Raw genomic sequence first — 17,669 nt, forward strand, 5'->3', positions numbered from 1 at the left:
AGTGAAAATTTGGTGGTTCAATGCAAAGTATAGTTAAAGTTTTAGTACCCAGACAGCTACTCTTATTGCTAATTATTTCTACGGGATTACTCAACCATGTTATTCTTCTACCGAGTTTACTTAGTGTGGCAGGAAGGGATAGTTGGGTAAGTGTCGTTATCAGTTATCCCGTTTCAATAATATTTATATTGTTAATTTATTATATTTTAAAAAATAGTCCTCCAGAGGGATTTTTTTCTTTGTTAAAAAAACGTTTGGGGAAGAGTTTTTCGACTTTTTTGTCAATTCCGCTAATATTATATTTATTCATTAGCGCTTATGTAACAATTCGAGACATTTTGATTTGGTTAAATGCCTATTTTCTTTCTGAGTATTCGATTTTAGTAATTACTATTCTTTTATGTATTTCGTGCTGCATGGTTACCATGGTGGGACTCAAAAATATGTCGATAACATGTGGTTTATTATTGCCAATTGTAATGATATTGGGAATTTTAATCTCCATAATAAATACAACACATAAAGATCCGAGTCAATTGTTTCCTATATTCTCAAGTGGATTTTCTCCAATAGTAAAAGGAGGGGTGTATGTATTATCATCACTTCTTGAAGTCTATATAATTATTTTGTTTCGGCCATTTGTTCAGGAACAAATTAAATTTAAACATTTAATGATTCTCATTACCATTTTAACAGGTCTTATATTTGGTCCATTGACAGCCGCATTAATGGAATTTGGATTAACTGAAGCCGTAAATTTTCGTTATCCTGCTTATGAGCAGTGGCGTATATTAGGTATAGGGGACTATATTTCTCATCTGGATTTTTTTGCATTATTTCAATGGTTAAGTGGCGCTTTGATACGAGTAGGGCTGCATATGTATCTGCTGTGTACATTCTTTACCTCTACAAAACAAAACTATCGTTTAAATCTTAAAGTAGTTTTCGGTGTATACATCGTATTTTTTGCTTTAATGATGGTTAATGTTCAATCTCATATTTTTTTGGAAATGGTTTATAACATCTATTTCCCGATATGCTTCTTATTTTTTTCTCTACAAATAATTTTTTCTGCACTATATTTATTTGTAATTAAGAAACGAGTTGAACAACATGACTAATCCCACTAGTTCAAATAATAATGTAAAGGAAAAAATACTTAGATTAAAGAGCCAGTTTAAGTTAAGTCAGGATTTTCTTTATAAAGAACATAAAATCGAATCTGACTCATTTGAATTTATGTATTTTGAAAGTTTAGTTGATGAACAGTATCTAGACAAGGAAATCTTGCCTAAGCTAAATAATGGAGAAAATCAACCTATCTATCAGAAATTTCCTTCCATCTTTAACGCAGAAAATGTAAGTATGAATCAAGTTGAGGTACTTTCAGACTTGCTTTTTGACGGATGTATTATATTTCATATAGACAATCTGCTTTTTAGTCTTCAAATGGGGGATTTTCCGAAACGTATACCTGAAGAGTCCGCTCTGGAATCCTCTATAAGAGGACCTCAAGACGGCTTTGTTGAAGATATAAAAACAAATATTTCTTTAATTAGGAGAAGACTTAATACTTCCTCTTTATGTCTAGAAAAATATACGATTGGAAAAAGAAGTAAAACAAAGGTTGTTTTAATGTACATTGATGATATTATAGACCCAAACGTCCTGAATGAGATACAGCAACGTCTCAAGAAGGTTGAACTAGATATCCTTGTAAGTATTCGCGAGCTGGAGGCTATGGTTCAAGATAGACCATACTCAATAGTTCCAACTATGTCCTATACTGGACGTCCAGATTTTTTAATTCAGGGCCTCAATCAAGGTAGATTTGCTCTTTTGGTTGATGGGAATCCGACGGTTGCTTTTGCACCTATAGGTTTATTGTTGGAAACAAAATCACCTGAAGATTCATATCTTAGCTATTTTTTCGTATCTATGGAACGGGTTTTACGACTTTTTGGAACTTTAATTACAATTTATTTACCAGGCACATGGGTTGCGTTTTCATCTTACAATATTGATCAAATTCCTTATTTACTTGTAGCTACGATTTCTGTTTCCCGTTTAGGTATACCGTTATCTACCCCTCTAGAAATGTTTATCATGCTTTTTCTATTTGAACTATTTAATGAAGCGGGAGTTCGATTACCTAAGGCTGTTGGGCAAAGTATTACAGTATTAGGTGGATTAATTATAGGAGATGCAGCAATTAGAGCGGGTCTTACATCACCATCTTTGTTAGTAATAGTATCTGTTACTTATATCGCTTCTTTTACTGTAGTTAACCCGTCGCTAAGTTCTGCTTTCACATTTATTAGATTTTTTATCGTCGTATTAGCGACATTTTTTGGGTTATTCGGTGTGATTATAGGGTTTATTTTAACAACTTTATATACTTCCACTTTAACTTCTTTTGGTACACCCTATTTAGCTTCGTTAGCTCCGATAAGTTTAAAAGAAAGTCTAAAGTCCATTTTTATGGTCCCACGTCGTAAAAACAAGTCAAGAACTAGTACAACAAACCCGAAAGATTCAACAAGGAGCAAAGATGAATGAAACATTTCACTCTTATTCTTCTAATAATTTTAAGTACCTTCTTTTTATCGAGTTGTAGTGGGTTGAAAAATATTCAAGACATCACTTATATAGTAGCTATAGGAATGGATTATAATCAGGAAAAAGATGAATATACAGTTTACCTTCAAGCACTGAATTTTTCGAATGTTGCCAAGCAAGAAAGTACAAGACCTACTGACAAAGTGCCTGTCTTTGTAGGGAAAGCTACTGGCGAATCTTTGAATATAGCAGTAAGTAAACTTTATAGTAAGACGGAGCCATATTTATTTTTTGGTCATGTAAATGCACTTGTTCTTAGTCAAGAAATTGTCACTCATCGAAATATTGAAGTTGTTGAAGAAATTGGTAGGAATCGTTCTCTACGCTCTACTATTCAAGTAGTGTCCACTAAAGATAATATAGAAGATATTTTTAGAGTGGAGGCTTTATTTAACTATCCAACGCTTTATACAATTCTTTTCAAAAATTATGCTTCTGAGGTTGCAAGAGATGAGATAAGACCAATAACATTAATGGAGTTTTTAAAATCTTACTATGAACCAATGGGTGTAGCCAAAATGCCTTCAGTAAAAATTGATGACACACATTGGACCTCTGATGGAAAATATCCTTCACTTTACTTTGATGGCTATGAAATTTTCCAAAATCGAAAACATATGAGCCATCTTCCGTTTCATGATGCAATATTCCTTAATTGGTTGCTAGATAATAGGGTTGTACTGAATCGAAAAATAGAAAAGGGAGATGAGTTATTAGCCACTGTAGAATTCCTAAATCCAAAGCTTAAGTTTCATTATACGAAAGGAACTGAGTATCCGGAGTTTACAATAGATCTGTCCGTCAATGTCAATTTATTGGAAGAACTCGCTGAGGTGAAAATAGAGGAATTAACCAAACTAATTGAAGATGACATAAAAGAAGACATCCAAGGTCTTTACCAAAAAGGAATAGAACATAAAATGGATATATTAAATGTTGGTGAAAATTGGTATAGAAAAAAACCCGGGAAATACCGTGAACTAAAAAATTCTTACGCATTTTATTTAGATGAGAACTCATTACAGCATGTGAACGTTAGTGTAAATATTTTTCACTTTAATAGCTATAAATATGATGCGGAGAAATCTGAAGAATTGGAATAGCCATACAAGAATTAAAGATTATTCTAACAGTAAGAAAGCCATTCGTTTTCATTCCGATTGGCTTTCTTAATATGTTAATTAATTTGACATAAAGCAATACGCAGTTTTATGATCTGAAGGATTAAAATTTAACAGATTGAAAGGGAAATTCGTATATTGACTATGAGATAATAATTTATCCATATACCATAAATAAGATATTCCCGTTTCAAAAGAGTTTTTACATACTATACCGAGCATTTGCTCAAATTAAAAATGGAATTACTTAGATTAATCTAATTTTTGAAATAATTATGAAGGGAGTAAAGCATTCTGAAACGAAAAACAATCATTTTTGTTTGTTGTTGTATTTTACTTTTGGGTTGCATGAAATTAGTTAAAGAAAAACAAGAAAATGATTTAGCCATGCACGCTATAAAAATCGAATCCATTGAAGTCAGCGAAGCTATTGAAGCTACAGATTCCGAAGAAGAAATTGCAGAAAGAGCAGAGAAAGAACAGAAAGAAACTGAATCAGTACATCCAGTAGAAGATTCAAAAGAATCATTTGATGAAGAACTGACATTAACTACAGCATTCCAAGAATCGATTGAAGAGCAATTATTGAACGAATTGCAGTTGGTCCCACCGGAAGAAATAAAAGCGGATACATCCAAATTATACTATTTAGCACTTGGAGACTCATTAACTAGAGGTATTGGCGATGAGGAGCAAAAAAATGGGTATACTAAAAGATTAGTGGAGAAAATCGTTCAATCGACGGATGTTTCAGAAGTCATCTTAGATAATAGAGGGAAACGAGGTCGTAGAAGTGACCAGTTATTGGATCTCGTAAAAAAAGGTCACTACGATTATGAATTGAAAAATGCAGAACTAATTACCCTTACTATCGGTGGAAATGATATTATGAAAGTAGTTAAAAAAGATTTATTTGAACTGAAAAGGGAAGTTTTTGATAAAGAATTAGAAGAATTTAAAAAACGCTATAACCAGATTTTAGCAGAAATTCGTGTAGAAAACCCAGAAGTGCCAATAATTGTCGTTGGTTTGTATAATCCTTTTTCAGTAATAACAGATGAGATTACTGAATTCGAATCTATTATCACGGAATGGAATGATACAATAGAAACAACTTCTAGTAAATATCAAAATGCATGCTTTGTGGACATCCAAGATTTGTTCGATGAGAACGCAAATTTGGTCTATCATTCAGATTTCTTCCATCCGAATGGTTATGGGTATACAATTATGACAGAACGAATTATATCCATGATGAAAGCGTGTCACATAGAAGATTCTACTAGCGGGTTAATCTTTTCTGATTAAAAAAAGTTTTCAAAAGATTAACCTTTCCTTTGTACATGATTGGAATATTGGATGACGGGTACATAATGATATATGGGAATAGATTTAAGGAGTGAATGCTAATGAATAAATGGAAAGTCGCCTTTTTTACTTTAACAGGTGCCATTATACTCTTTATTACAATTATTTTTTATTTGGCGACTTCTCCTTCGGAAGATGTTCAAATTGATGGGAAAAACGTTACTGTTGATCCAACGGATAGTGTACTACTGGTAGAAGCAACAGCTGACGATATCGAAAAAATTGCTTTGAGATATTTAGAAAGCGAACTAGCAAACAGCCCACTCCCGCTCGATATCGTGGTTGATAAAACAATAAAATTGAATAGTGAACTGACAGCTTTTGGCGTTACGGTTCCATTTGCAATGGAATTTGACCCGATTGTAACGGAGGAAGGAAATATTCAGTTGAAGCAAAATTCCGTTAATGTTGGTAAAATTAATTTAGAGCCCGTCACAGTGTTGAAATTAATGAATGATGCCGTTGATTTCCCGGAGTGGATTGTTGTCAGACCAAATGATGAAGAAGTCTATGTTGATTTATCTGAAGTAAAGGTCATGGACGGTGCAAAGGTGAGGGCAAAGGAGATTGACTTAGAAAATAATCGAATTCTTTTAGAGGTTATTGTACCAAACAAATAGGGGGATAAATGATGAGTAAGCAAATCGCGACATTCGCTGGCGGTTGTTTTTGGTGTATGGTTAAACCATTTGATGAACAACCAGGTATTGAAGATGTGATTTCAGGCTACACAGGTGGACAAGTTGAAAATCCTACCTATCAACAGGTATGTTCTGAAACAACTGGTCATCTAGAAGCAGTACAAATTACTTTCGATTCGGATGTTTACCCATATGAAAAATTAGTGGAGACATATTGGACTCTAATTGATCCAACAGATGCCGGTGGTCAATTTTATGATCGCGGAGAATCTTATACCACTGCTATTTTCTATCATAATGATGAACAAAAAAAGATTGCTGAAGAGTCAAAGATGCGTCTTGAACAATCGGAAAAGTTTAAAAAACCTATAGCTGTAAAGATTCTACCTGCGAAAGCGTTTTATCCAGCAGAAGAATATCATCAACAGTATTATAAGAAAAATCCAATGCACTATGAACGCTATCAAATTGGTTCAGGAAGAGCGGCTTTTATTCAACAACATTGGGGGAGATAGTAATGACAAAGGAAGAAAGATTAAAGCAATTAACGGAAATGCAATATTATGTAACACAAAAACAAGGTACTGAGCCGCCATACCAAAATGAATACGACCAGCATTTTGATGAAGGCATCTATGTAGATATCGTATCTGGTATGCCTTTATTCAGTTCAAAAGATAAATTTGACGCTGGTTGTGGATGGCCAAGCTTTGCAAAACCTGTTGAAGCAGAAGAAGTAACAGAGCATTTTGATACTTCCCATGGGATGAGAAGAGTGGAAGTAAGAAGTAAAACGGCAGATTCACATTTAGGACATGTATTCCCAGATGGTCCTCGTGAATTAGGTGGTTTGCGCTATTGTATTAACTCGGCTTCACTTCGCTTTGTACCAAAAGATAAATTAGAAGAAGAAGGCTACGGAGAGTATTTACAATTATTTAAGTAAGGATAAGAAAAAGGTGGGGAAACCCCACCTTTCAGATTGTCGACAAAAGGCCTTCAGAATGGTCACATTCTGGAAGCCTTTTGTATTTTTTGAGATTCTTTTGGGTATTTTTTAGTCCGATTTTAGTCAAAAGTACTCTTCGAGTATTATAATTTAGACCATTTCTGGAGCTTGCCATGTCCAATTGGCAAGCTTCTTTAAATTCATGGCAGCAAAAGTAAGCATCGCCTGCATGGACAATTTTTTAATCCCTCGTAGGGTTGTCCAGCGCATACCATGCTTCTCTTTCGCATCCGCAAAGACACGTTCAATCGTCTCTTTACGTCTCGCATATATTTGTTTGGTCTCGTTTTGATGACGAAGATGATCCGCTTCCTCTACATATTCTGCCCAAATATGACGCTCAATGATTTTCCGGTGATCTTTACTATTCGTACATTGAGTAAGCAAAGGACAGGTTGCACATTGAGAAGGGTTTGATTTGTACTGGCGTTTACCTTCTTTAGTGGTAGTCGAATATTTAAGAACTTGCCCTTCCGGACAAAGGTAGCAATCATAGTACTCGTCATATACATAATCGTGTTTCCGTAAAAATCCATCCTTCGTTTTTGGACGTGTATAAGGGAGTGCAGGTTGAATCTCTTGGTCAAATAAGAATTTAGTAATCGCAGGAGTTTTATAAGCAGCATCGGCAGCAACAGCAAGTGGCTTCTTCACTTTATCCATAATCTTTTCAACAAGTGGCTGAAGCATATGACTATCATGAACATTCCCAGGTGTCACAATCGATCCAAGTATAAATCCATACCGATCAGCTGCAGCATGGAATGAATAAGCAAACTGTTTGGTTCTTTCATCTTTTACATAGTATCCACTTTCAGGATCTGTCGTACTTTGCTTAATTTCCTTCACTTCTTCTTTTTCAAATTTATCAGGTGGAAATGGCTTCTTCCCGTGATCGATACGATCTTGATTCAATTCTTCTTGAAGTTTGGCTTCATATGCACGAGTCTCTTTACGGACAATCTTCTTTTCGAATTTACGTTTATTCGCACTGGCTTTTACATGAGTTGAATCGATGAAGACATGGTCAGCACTTAGTAATCCCTTATCTGCAATTTCTTTAAGAATACGATAGAAAATCTGTTCAAAGATATCAGTATCTTGGAATCGACGTTCATAATTTTTACCGAAGGTAGAAAAGTGCGGGATTTCTGAATGAAAGCCAAACCCTAAAAACCAGCGATATGCCATATTGGTTTCAATTTCTTTTATTGTCTGACGCATTGAACGAATTCCAAATACATATTGCACAAATGTCATTTTAATTAATACAACTGGATCTACACTAGGTCTACCTAGGGTAGAATACAGTGGTTCTACCAGTGGATAGATGAAAGAAAAATCAATAGCTGACTCAAGCTTTCTGACAAGATGATTCTGTGGTACAAGTTGTTCAATTGTAATCATCTCAATTTGATCCCGTTCATTTATTTGATTTTTCGACATCATATCCAATCACCTCAACCTATATTTAGAAACTAGTTGATTGTAGTGTAGGCGGTGACTCCTGCGGGACAAGCGTGACGGCCGATACCCCGCAGGAGCACAGCGACGAGGAGGATTGGGCCACGCCCGCGGAAAGCTTCCGCCGAAACGGAAATCAACTAACTCTATTTTCAAAAGCAATTATCTAATCTATATTTTATAAGAAAAAAGACTGTAGGCAAACTCGAAAATTCGAGTTTGTCTACAGTCTGAAAGGTGGGGAAACCCCACCTTTTTTCTGTCCCCTAATATTCAATAATATTATTTAATCGTATCTTCAAAGGATTTTCTACCTGTATCAATTTTTTGAACATCAATGTTAATGTTTCTAATTGAATCATCTGTTAACTTCACTTTTCCATCCTTTTCAAGCTTCTTATACACCTTAACATGTTTTCGATAAAGGACCTCTGTCAGTCGATAAATATCCACATCTTTTTCCAGACCAATTTTGAATGTATCTTTAATTTCTTTTTTGATTTGTTTAACAATACCTTTTTCGATATCTTCTGGTGTTAAGTTTCCAGTAAAATTGTCTAATCCAGCTGTGATAGAGATATTGATATCGAATTGTATATTACTTCCATTTACTATTGGTTCGATTTTAGCTTCTAGGTTTTTAACAGTACTCGAAAAGTATTTATTATTCTCTAAAGTCGAAGTAACTCGTGCGGAAATTGTTTTGTTGCTTAACCATTTTAGCCCTTCTGCATCCTTCTCCTTTATAAATCCCTTAAAATCTGTTGTAGACAAGATACCAACCCCAGCTGTCTCAATACTTTTACTTGGCTTCTTTTGGTTATCCCAATCCATCTTTAGTCGAATATAGGGTATATTTTCTACTTGAGGTGGGTCATTTAACGAGATGATAAGTTTTCGAACAGTCACTGGTTCGATGAAGGATTGTTGTTTAAATGAATTTAATGGGTCAGCCAATCTAGTTAGGGTTATAGAACGTCTTAACAAAGGAACTGTAGTAAGAAACTCTGATAAAGGCTCATCTGTTGAATAGACCCACGTATTGTATCGCGTATCGATAAATCTTGTAATATCATTGATGACGGGATTTAACCTACTATCTTTTAAAGTATTTTCACTTAAAATCAAAAAAGAAAAGTGCCCCCAATATACCTCTTCATCAATAGAATTATAAAGATTTCCAAAAGCTTCACTAAGGGTTATCCCTCTGAAAGAATTTACTTCAGATTGAATCACATCTTGATTTACTTGTTCAGATTTGGCTACATTTGAAAAGCTTATGATTTGAACATAGACCTCGTAAAAGCCTTCATTATAATCAATAGCTGCTCCATGTGCATAATACATTCTCTCATTTTCATTTAAGTCCCAGCAGCCAGATAAAATGAAGAGGAAGCCAACTAGGAATATTAAATTAATTTTTTTCATTTGTTATCCTCATTATTGTTTCTTGAGTCATCTTGTGGATCAAGCATATTAGGACGTTCTGAGTATTTTGGTTGTGATTGCCTAAAAAGTGCTTTTTTAATGCTTTGCCAACTTAAGTCAGCTGTAATATCCAAATAAGGAGTTCCGAAAATACGAATATTAGCGATATATAGGAGGAGCAAGTAAAAACAAACAAAGAATCCAAATAATCCAAACAGGGACGTCACTAATATAAATGATATTCTAATCATTACAACCATAGTGACAAGTGATTGGTTTACAATCGAATAGGAGGCTATAGTTGATAATGCAATAACAACAACCATTGCAGGGCTAGTAATACCTGCGCGAATTGCTGCATCGCCAATAATTAAACCACCAACTACACCCACTGTTGTACCAATTTTTGAAGGCATTCTTAAACCAGCTTCACGGAATAATTCAAAAATTACCAATAAAATTAACATCTCTAACACAGCAGGAAAAGGCAAGCCTCTATTGGCAATTACTACAGTTGCAAGTAATTGAAGAGGTAGCTGGTCTTGATGAAATAGTGTTAATGCCAACCAAAAAGCAGGTAGCGCAATACCTAATATAACGCCTAGCAATCTTAACATTCTTTCGAAAGAGCTAAAAATAATTGTGTTTTCATTATCTTCAGATGTTTTAAGTAAATAGAAAAAGTTTATAGGTGTTATGACTGCGTAGGGTGTACCATCAACGATAATGATAAACCTCCCCCTAATTAATGATTGTATGGCAAAATCTGGTCTTCCAGTTGAGTTTGTGGATGGCATGACCCAGTTTTTTTTATTAATAAATTCCATTAATGCTTCTGCGCCAATAACAATGTCTGTATCAATTTTTTCAAATTGCTTCTTTAACTCTGTTAATATATTCTTATTCGCAATATCATCCATATACATGATGGCTACGTCAGTTTTTGATCGTTTTCCTATATTGAATTTTTCAACACAAAGGGAATTTGTAGGTAAACGTTTTCGAATTAGCGCAATATTCGTAGATAAATCTTCGATAAAGTTGTCACGAGGACCCTTTATCAAAACTTCCATATTAGTTTCCTCGGGTGTCCGGTTAGGTTTTCGAGATATGTTACATGAATAAAGTAATTTGGATTCCTTAAAAAAAATTAATATATTGCCACTATATACTTTTGAAATGATGTCATCTTGATTCGTTAGCTTTTGTATTTCTGGAATAGGCAATTGCTCAATCATTTGATCAATGATTTGAGTGGGATTGGTATCATTAAATAGACTTTCTATATTAGGTAATACGATAGTGTAAAGCATTTGTTGGTCCACCATTGAATCACATTTAATAAAAACTACATGCGATTGATTAAAGTTGAATTCTTTAAAAATAATATCAGCTGATTTGTGAAAGAGATCCTTTAGTGTAGTTATGTCTATTTCTTGATGTCCACTTATCTTCATCTAACTTTCACTACTTTCTTTATTTTTATTTTTCTGTGGACGTTGTGCATTTTTATTTTTGTTTCTATTAGGGACTAGAGCTATTATTCCTAAAAGAAGGGATAATGAGAAAAAGAACAAAAAGGTAATAATCAACATTTCGTTTCCGTTTAAATGTATAAACAAACTATTTTCCAAACTAATCACTATTAAGCATATAAATAAAAAGGGGAAAAACATAAAATTCCAAATCTTCTTCCTTTGTCCAGTAAAATTTAATATATCGCTAGCGATAAATAACAATAAACTAACACGAATGAATGTGCCCGTTAGCCATTGATAGATCGATAGGAAATCCATATGCTCAATAAAACGTCCAAGTGTAACTAATCCCCATTCTTCGTAAGCGGGATATCTCTGTCTTGCGGCCTCCTCCGGACCAAATTCTACAATTGCCCCTAAAAGTGGACCTAGAGTAAGCCCAGTTAAAATGAACAGCATAATGGCAAGATGGTACCATGTAAGCTTGCTTTTGAAATGATGTTGAATGAATAATAATAAAAATATTTCTATAAATCCTGAGGCGGGATAAACAAATCCTTTCATTACAGGACTAATACCATGTTCCAAAAAAGGTTGTATTAGACTATAATCCTTGACCTGGATATTGACAATTGCTACGTAGAATCCGAAAATCACTACAAATAATAATACAAAAGTATTAACAATTACGATTGTCGTCATATTGGTCGAGATTAATAAAAAACAAAGAATGACATAAACGATTAGAAGAGCTAATTCAGGAGTTTTGGCCAAGAAAGTAGCATTCATCCATAGTAAAGTTTCACGCATAGAAAAAGCTGCAATTATAAATATCAACACTACAACACTATATAAAAGTATGGAGCTCCCGAACTTCCCAATTTTTTGCATTAGCCATTCTTTTAAGGGTTGCTGCTTTGTTTTATTATGGATAAAGAGAACTAAAAATAACCAAGGAAACATAAGTATTGCTGCAAGTATTACAGACATCCACCCGTCTCTTTTTACATGATCCAGAATGGGTGGTAATATTGTTACGTGATTTTTTAATCCGATAAAAGTCATTACTAAAAAAATGACATGTAAGATGCCGATTTGTCCGATTTTATGCATATCTTTTCCTTCTAACACATGATTTGTTAGATAAAGCTTTGACAAATTGTATGGAAATTATAAGATTAAATAATAGATAACAAATAGTTAATATTGATAAAAAATGTTTAAGGGGTGCCCAGATGAAGCAGAGCTTTTATTTATATATTCTTTCTTATAGGGGAGGGGATATTAATGATCCTAAAACTAGATTCGCAGAAACAGCATTTTTGGATCATAGTTTTCCTAAAACTAGTACCTCTTTTGAGGAAATTTCAAGGTATATTGAAATGATTGCCGATGATAATCTGTCAACTCAAACTTTTGATGAACTTTGGGATTTGTATGAAGTAAAATATTGAGGTACTTCCAATTCTTTGATATATTACTAGGGCAAAATGTGTATTAAAAGGTAAATCATTGCACAATGCTAGAAAAGCAAGTATATTTTAAGATGAGATAATTTTGGAAAGAGGGATTGCTAATGAGTATCCATATTAATGCTAAACAAGGTGACATCGCAGAAACTATTTTATTACCTGGAGATCCATTGCGTGCAAAATATATAGCTGAGACGTTCTTAGAAGATGTAACATGTTATAATGAAGTTCGTAATATGTTTGGATATACTGGTACATATAAAGGAAAACGTGTTTCTGTTCAAGGATCAGGAATGGGTGTACCATCAATTTCAATTTACGCAACGGAGTTAATGCAAGAATACGGGGTACAAAAATTAATCCGCGTAGGAACTTGTGGAGCAATCCAAAAAGATGTAAAAGTTCGTGACGTAATTATCGCACAAGCTGCTTCAACGGATTCTAAAATGAATGAGATTATCTTTAACGGTATTGATTTCGCACCAACAGCTGACTTTGATTTATTATTGAAAGCATATAACGCAGGTGTTGCAGCTGGCTTGAATATAAAAGTAGGGAATATCTTTACTGCTGATATGTTCTATTCAGAAGAAAATCAAAATGAAAAATTAGCTCGTTATGGAGTTTTAGCAGTTGAAATGGAGTCTGCTGCTCTTTATACACTTGCCGCTAAATTTGGACGTAAAGCATTATCTGTATTAACGGTTTCAGACCATATTATTACAGGTGAAGCTACTTCTTCTGAAGAACGTCAAACAACATTCAATGATATGATGGTTGTTGCATTGGAAGCTGCAATTCAAGAGTAATGTATAGCAAATGCTTTGCATATTTTTTTCGTAAGGCTGTCTATTTAATGACAGCCTTTCTTTTCGTAAATTCGGATTCTTGAAAGTTTATGCAGGGAAAGTGAACTTACGTTATACTAGAGAAATACAATTTGATATATTATAAAGCAGATTCTTATACGTATGTGTAAAAATGAGAGTGGTGAATTAGATGGACGATCAAAACCAACAAGGATTTGAGAAAACCGAACAGGATGGACAACAAGAAGAACAATTGAAACCGGCGAAAAAATTTATTCGTATTAAGCCTTTTAGTTTCATCATGCTAATGTTCTTAACAATTTTATTAACAGCAGGCTTAACAATTTTTGCGCTGACTTTTGGAGAAAAGAAGGTTGTGGAAGTTTCAGTTCCTGTAGAACGAGAGGAATTTACAGAGCTATATGATGCTTTTGATGAACTGAAAAATAAGTACTATGTTGAAATTGATGAGGAGTCAGTTATAACAGGGGCGATTAACGGAATGTTCGACGCTTTGGAAGATCCATATTCAGACTATATGGACGTAAATCAAGCTGAACAATTTAACAGTGATCTTTCATCAAGCTTCCAAGGTATTGGTGCAGAAATCCAGGAACGTAATGGAAATATTGTCGTTGTTTCTCCTATTAAAAACTCTCCTGCTGAGAAAGCTGGAATTTTACCAGAAGATATGATTCTTACTGTTGATGGTCAAAGCATTCAAGGAATGAGTGCCTCAGAAGCGGTTTTATTAATCCGTGGAGAAAAAGGTACGCCTGTTAAATTAACAATACAACGTGGACAAGCTGAAGAGCTAATCGAAATGACGATTATTCGCGATGATATTCCAATTGAAACCGTTTATGGTGAAATGGGTGAAGACAAAGTTGCTCATATTCAAATCACTTCCTTTAGTGAACAAACCTATGATGAGTTAGTTAAAATTTTAGATGGATATAACGCAGATGGAATGAAGAGCATTATCTTAGATGTTCGCCAAAATCCAGGTGGCTTTTTAACATCTGCAATTGATATTGCCAATCTATTCCTTGATGAAGGGAAGCCAATTGTCCAATTGCAAGGTCGTGAAGGTGATGCGGAAGTCATGTTAGCTGAAGGTGGCGAAAAATTCGATCAACCTGTTGTTGTTTTAATTGATAATGGTAGTGCATCTGCATCTGAAATTTTAGCTGGTGCTTTAAGTGAATCGGCAGGTGCCAAGCTTGTTGGGTTAACTTCATTCGGTAAAGGAACTGTACAAACAGTTAGCTATTTACAAGATGGTGCAAATCTAAAATATACAACAGGGAAATGGTTAACACCAAATGGCAATTGGATTAACGAAAAGGGAATTCAACCTGATGAGTTAGTTGAATACCCAGAGTATTCAACAGCCACTTACATTAATCCAGAAACAGAATTTAAAATCGGCAATGTTTCACCTTCCGTTCAATCTGCAGAAGTAATATTAAATGCATTGGGCTATGAAGTTGGTACAGTAGATGAAACATTCGATCAATCAACTAAAACTGCAGTCGAGTCGTTCCAAGAAGCTCAAAAATTAGAAGGAAATGGAGTTCTTGTTGGCGAAACAACTTATGCATTAATGGATGCCATCAGAGAGAAAATCAATAACGAGGATCCGCATGTCCTAAAAGCAAAAGAATTATTAACAGCTACAAACAATTAGTTGTTACGAAAATGAGTTAATGATAAGAGCTGCTTTTGTTCAACTTATGAGCAATTGTCAGCTCTTCTTTTTGTTAATAGATGAATCAATAAGTTCAAAAAGGATGTGCTTAGAATGAAGGATGTATATTTATTTAGCGGGTTTTTAGGTAGTGGAAAGACATCTATGCTTACCCATGTACTTAAACAATTCAAAGAAAAGGGGCTAAAACCTGCTGTTATTATGAATGAATTAGGTAAGTTGCCATTTGACTCGCAAGCGGTAGATGAAGGTATCCCATTAAAAGAAATGCTGGAAGGTTGCATTTGTTGTTCTGGAGCAGAAAAAACGGAAGCTCAAATTCAGTCACTATTAGCAGATAATGAATTTGATGTATTGATTATTGAGACAACAGGTGCAGCTCATCCTGTTGAGGCGCTTGATGCGGTGTATTCACCTTTATTTGCCGAAAGCTTAAATATCAAAGGGATAGTAACGGTTGCAGATAGTAAGTTATGGCTTGAGCGGGCTATGTTAACACCTCAAGTAAGAAGTCTTTTTATAGAGCAAATCCGACACGCTCATTTGTTACTGGCTAATAAAATGGATTTACTTACTGAAGCGGAGCAGGCCAAAGTAGTTTTTGAAATGCAAGGGGTTAATCCAAATGCATTTATACTTCAAACGACATATGGTAAGGTCCCTTTAAATTTACTTGAAGGTCTTCAAGCAACTGCACAAACATCGAAGGAAGATGTTCAATCAGCGAAAATTGGTACACAACTTCATTTAAGTTCGCGTCTTGTAGAACTTAAAAAAAGCTTTTCACAGGAGAAGTTTGAGGAATGGGTTCGTTCATTACCATCATCGGTATATCGAATTAAAGGCTATGTACCAATTGAAGGGATTCGAAACCCAATGCTATTCCAGTATGCTTATGGTTTAGTGCAATGGATTCCTGAATATATTAAGATGCCCGCAAAAATCGTTTTAATTGGTGAGAATATTCAAGAGATAGATGTTATTGGTGAAAAATAAATGTAATATTCATGTCACATTAGACAAGAGTTTGCTATTTATCTTAATCTCGAAAATTTGTCAATAGCTTTTCAGTTGTAAGTATTTCGAGTATAGGAAAACTCTTCCTGATTGCTGTAGTATTCCCTTCATGCTTCATAGGATTTTGAACTTGTAATGGAAATGTTGCCAAGTTATGGATCAATTTTTTCAATTATTCTCGTATATGATTAGTTGCGAGAGGGGGAATACAAAATGAAAAAATGGTTTATCACATTTTGTGCACTTGGTTTAATCTCAACACAGGTTCCGACAGCAGATGCTGCATCCAATCAGGAGGAATCACAAGATAAGTATATAAAACATGAAGTGAAAGTCGTTAATATGAATCAATATGGAGACCTATTAGCAGATTTTAAGAATGAAGTTTCTTTCACAAATATTCATAGTTTTAAAGATTTATCAAAAAAACTACAAATTTCAAAAGAAACCTTAGAAAAATTAATTGGAGCACAATTACAGGAATATACTAATTCTTTAGGAAAACGTACTCCAGCAGCAGCTTCAAAAAATGAATCTACTAAAGAAGATCAAGAGAGTAATGCGGTGGAAACACCAGTAGTAGAAACTCCATCAGGTGAGATAGAGGAAACACCGGTAACAGCAGTACCAGATGCTCAAGAATCTAAAAAGGAAAAAGAGGTTAAAGCACCTCAAACTCCTGCAATGGAACAGCATAAGCCTGTACAATCAACTCCATCTGCTCCAACAGAAGAAGTTGAGAAAACAACACAGTCTAATTCGCCAGTGGCAGAAGCAGATGCTGCATCTGCATTTGAAACGAAAGTAGTAGAATTAACAAATGCCGAACGAGCTAAAAATGGTCTTGCACCTCTAGAAATTTACAATCCATTAATGGAAGTTGCTGGTGCAAAGTCACAAGACATGGCTACAAATAATTATTTCTCGCACACAAGTCCTACTTACGGCAGCCCGTTCGATCAAATAAAATCAGCAGGTATTACTTACCGTGCTGCAGGTGAAAACATTGCACAAGGCCAAAGAACACCGGAAGAAGTTGTGCAAGCATGGATGAACTCAGAAGGTCACCGTGCCAATATCTTAAATGCTAGCTTCACACATATTGGAGTAGGCTATGTTGAAAATGGTAACTATTGGACACAACAATTTATCCAACTTTAATGACCAATCATGTAAATACCGAGCCAAGGAGGAATGATCTTTGGCCCGGTATTTTTTTAGACATAAGAATCGAGGGAATTTTTACCTTAGAAGGTGGTCCAGTGACCTGTAAGAGCTCATTAGAGAGCTGCTGATTAATCAATCTTGTGCTGATATATAAGTACCGTCATGAGGAAAATATTTGGGAATGTTCACTAATTTTTGTTGTTTTTGTTCCAGAACGATTAGTTAGTTACATTGGAAGCATTGTTAGTAATATGAAATATGATACAATATTGACTAAATGTCAGCATATGCAAAGTAAAAACTTTAGGCATATGCTCATGGCTATTTTTTTCCAAACATATAACTTTAAATGAAATACAAAAGCT

16 protein-coding genes are annotated in these 17,669 nt (G+C 34.6%); 12 read left to right on the forward strand and 4 right to left on the reverse strand.

Annotated elements, in window-relative coordinates:
• Positions 1 to 20 precede the first annotated feature (20 nt).
• From C1N55_RS09460 to msrB, 7 genes are all read left to right on the forward strand, one after another.
• Positions 21 to 1,121: an endospore germination permease gene (locus C1N55_RS09460; protein ID WP_137728597.1), complete on the forward strand. Its 1,101-nt coding sequence runs from the start codon at positions 21 to 23 to the stop codon at positions 1,119 to 1,121.
• Positions 1,114 to 2,559, forward strand: coding sequence for a spore germination protein (locus C1N55_RS09465; protein WP_137730604.1), 1,446 nt, complete (start codon positions 1,114 to 1,116; stop codon positions 2,557 to 2,559). The genes C1N55_RS09460 and C1N55_RS09465 overlap by 8 nt, the downstream gene beginning before the upstream one ends.
• Positions 2,556 to 3,722, forward strand: a complete 1,167-nt coding sequence (locus C1N55_RS09470; RefSeq protein ID WP_137728598.1) for a Ger(x)C family spore germination protein — start codon at positions 2,556 to 2,558, stop codon at positions 3,720 to 3,722. Before C1N55_RS09465 ends, C1N55_RS09470 begins: the two co-directional genes overlap by 4 nt.
• A gap of 366 nt (positions 3,723 to 4,088) precedes the next feature.
• Complete coding sequence (locus tag C1N55_RS09475; RefSeq protein WP_137728599.1) at positions 4,089 to 5,048, forward strand: GDSL-type esterase/lipase family protein; 960 nt, start codon at positions 4,089 to 4,091, stop codon at positions 5,046 to 5,048.
• 101 nt (positions 5,049 to 5,149) lie between these two features.
• Positions 5,150 to 5,728 (forward strand): YpmS family protein, encoded by a 579-nt coding sequence (locus C1N55_RS09480; RefSeq protein WP_168193834.1) that lies wholly within the window; start codon positions 5,150 to 5,152, stop codon positions 5,726 to 5,728.
• An 11-nt stretch (positions 5,729 to 5,739) separates the two neighbouring features.
• Positions 5,740 to 6,264: a peptide-methionine (S)-S-oxide reductase MsrA gene (gene msrA / locus C1N55_RS09485; protein ID WP_137728601.1), complete on the forward strand. Its 525-nt coding sequence runs from the start codon at positions 5,740 to 5,742 to the stop codon at positions 6,262 to 6,264.
• A gap of 2 nt (positions 6,265 to 6,266) precedes the next feature.
• The gene (gene msrB, locus C1N55_RS09490; protein ID WP_137728602.1) at positions 6,267 to 6,695 is read left to right on the forward strand and encodes a peptide-methionine (R)-S-oxide reductase MsrB; all 429 of its coding nucleotides are present in this window, start codon (positions 6,267 to 6,269) and stop codon (positions 6,693 to 6,695) included.
• 153 nt (positions 6,696 to 6,848) lie between these two features.
• Here the strand turns inward: msrB and C1N55_RS09495 are convergent, their stop codons facing one another.
• The 4 genes from C1N55_RS09495 to C1N55_RS09510 all read right to left on the reverse strand — a co-directional run bounded on the left by C1N55_RS09495 (position 6,849) and on the right by C1N55_RS09510 (position 12,241).
• Complete coding sequence (locus C1N55_RS09495; RefSeq protein ID WP_137727085.1) at positions 6,849 to 8,207, reverse strand: IS1182 family transposase; 1,359 nt, start codon at positions 8,205 to 8,207, stop codon at positions 6,849 to 6,851.
• A 297-nt stretch (positions 8,208 to 8,504) separates the two neighbouring features.
• Positions 8,505 to 9,650, reverse strand: coding sequence for a Ger(x)C family spore germination protein (locus C1N55_RS09500; RefSeq protein WP_137728603.1), 1,146 nt, complete (start codon positions 9,648 to 9,650; stop codon positions 8,505 to 8,507).
• Positions 9,647 to 11,107: a spore germination protein gene (locus C1N55_RS09505; RefSeq protein ID WP_137728604.1), complete on the reverse strand. Its 1,461-nt coding sequence runs from the start codon at positions 11,105 to 11,107 to the stop codon at positions 9,647 to 9,649. The genes C1N55_RS09500 and C1N55_RS09505 overlap by 4 nt, the downstream gene beginning before the upstream one ends.
• Positions 11,108 to 12,241 carry an endospore germination permease gene (locus C1N55_RS09510; protein WP_137728605.1) on the reverse strand — a complete coding sequence of 378 codons (1,134 nt, stop codon included), beginning with the start codon at positions 12,239 to 12,241 and terminating at the stop codon, positions 11,108 to 11,110.
• Between the two features lie 122 nt (positions 12,242 to 12,363).
• On the opposite strand from C1N55_RS09510, the gene C1N55_RS09515 reads away from it, so the two are divergent.
• The 5 genes from C1N55_RS09515 to C1N55_RS09535 all read left to right on the forward strand — a co-directional run bounded on the left by C1N55_RS09515 (position 12,364) and on the right by C1N55_RS09535 (position 17,298).
• Positions 12,364 to 12,582 (forward strand): YozE family protein, encoded by a 219-nt coding sequence (locus C1N55_RS09515; RefSeq protein ID WP_137728606.1) that lies wholly within the window; start codon positions 12,364 to 12,366, stop codon positions 12,580 to 12,582.
• 122 nt (positions 12,583 to 12,704) lie between these two features.
• Positions 12,705 to 13,409 (forward strand): purine-nucleoside phosphorylase, encoded by a 705-nt coding sequence (gene deoD / locus C1N55_RS09520; protein WP_137728607.1) that lies wholly within the window; start codon positions 12,705 to 12,707, stop codon positions 13,407 to 13,409.
• A gap of 190 nt (positions 13,410 to 13,599) precedes the next feature.
• Positions 13,600 to 15,099, forward strand: coding sequence for a lmo1851 family serine protease (locus C1N55_RS09525; RefSeq protein WP_137728608.1), 1,500 nt, complete (start codon positions 13,600 to 13,602; stop codon positions 15,097 to 15,099).
• Between the two features lie 114 nt (positions 15,100 to 15,213).
• Complete coding sequence (locus C1N55_RS09530) at positions 15,214 to 16,116, forward strand: CobW family GTP-binding protein (RefSeq protein ID WP_137728609.1); 903 nt, start codon at positions 15,214 to 15,216, stop codon at positions 16,114 to 16,116.
• A gap of 234 nt (positions 16,117 to 16,350) precedes the next feature.
• Positions 16,351 to 17,298 carry a CAP domain-containing protein gene (locus tag C1N55_RS09535; protein ID WP_137728610.1) on the forward strand — a complete coding sequence of 316 codons (948 nt, stop codon included), beginning with the start codon at positions 16,351 to 16,353 and terminating at the stop codon, positions 17,296 to 17,298.
• Positions 17,299 to 17,669 lie beyond the last annotated feature (371 nt).

Source organism: Lysinibacillus sp. SGAir0095 (assembly GCF_005491425.1).
GTDB lineage: Bacteria > Bacillota > Bacilli > Bacillales_A > Planococcaceae > Ureibacillus.

Bases quoted from the DNA above. Each gene is read 5' to 3' on its own strand.
- C1N55_RS09460 (WP_137728597.1), top strand. From the start codon at position 21: ATGCAAAGTATAGTTAAAGTTTTAGTACCCAGACAGCTACTCTTATTG.
- C1N55_RS09465 (WP_137730604.1), top strand. From the start codon at position 1,114: ATGACTAATCCCACTAGTTCAAATAATAATGTAAAGGAAAAAATACTT.
- C1N55_RS09470 (WP_137728598.1), top strand. From the start codon at position 2,556: ATGAAACATTTCACTCTTATTCTTCTAATAATTTTAAGTACCTTCTTT.
- C1N55_RS09475 (WP_137728599.1), top strand. From the start codon at position 4,089: ATGAAATTAGTTAAAGAAAAACAAGAAAATGATTTAGCCATGCACGCT.
- C1N55_RS09480 (WP_168193834.1), top strand. From the start codon at position 5,150: ATGAATAAATGGAAAGTCGCCTTTTTTACTTTAACAGGTGCCATTATA.
- msrA (WP_137728601.1), top strand. From the start codon at position 5,740: ATGAGTAAGCAAATCGCGACATTCGCTGGCGGTTGTTTTTGGTGTATG.
- msrB (WP_137728602.1), top strand. From the start codon at position 6,267: ATGACAAAGGAAGAAAGATTAAAGCAATTAACGGAAATGCAATATTAT.
- C1N55_RS09495 (WP_137727085.1), bottom strand. From the start codon at position 8,207: ATGATGTCGAAAAATCAAATAAATGAACGGGATCAAATTGAGATGATT.
- C1N55_RS09500 (WP_137728603.1), bottom strand. From the start codon at position 9,650: ATGAAAAAAATTAATTTAATATTCCTAGTTGGCTTCCTCTTCATTTTA.
- C1N55_RS09505 (WP_137728604.1), bottom strand. From the start codon at position 11,107: ATGAAGATAAGTGGACATCAAGAAATAGACATAACTACACTAAAGGAT.
- C1N55_RS09510 (WP_137728605.1), bottom strand. From the start codon at position 12,241: ATGCATAAAATCGGACAAATCGGCATCTTACATGTCATTTTTTTAGTA.
- C1N55_RS09515 (WP_137728606.1), top strand. From the start codon at position 12,364: ATGAAGCAGAGCTTTTATTTATATATTCTTTCTTATAGGGGAGGGGAT.
- deoD (WP_137728607.1), top strand. From the start codon at position 12,705: ATGAGTATCCATATTAATGCTAAACAAGGTGACATCGCAGAAACTATT.
- C1N55_RS09525 (WP_137728608.1), top strand. From the start codon at position 13,600: ATGGACGATCAAAACCAACAAGGATTTGAGAAAACCGAACAGGATGGA.
- C1N55_RS09530 (WP_137728609.1), top strand. From the start codon at position 15,214: ATGAAGGATGTATATTTATTTAGCGGGTTTTTAGGTAGTGGAAAGACA.
- C1N55_RS09535 (WP_137728610.1), top strand. From the start codon at position 16,351: ATGAAAAAATGGTTTATCACATTTTGTGCACTTGGTTTAATCTCAACA.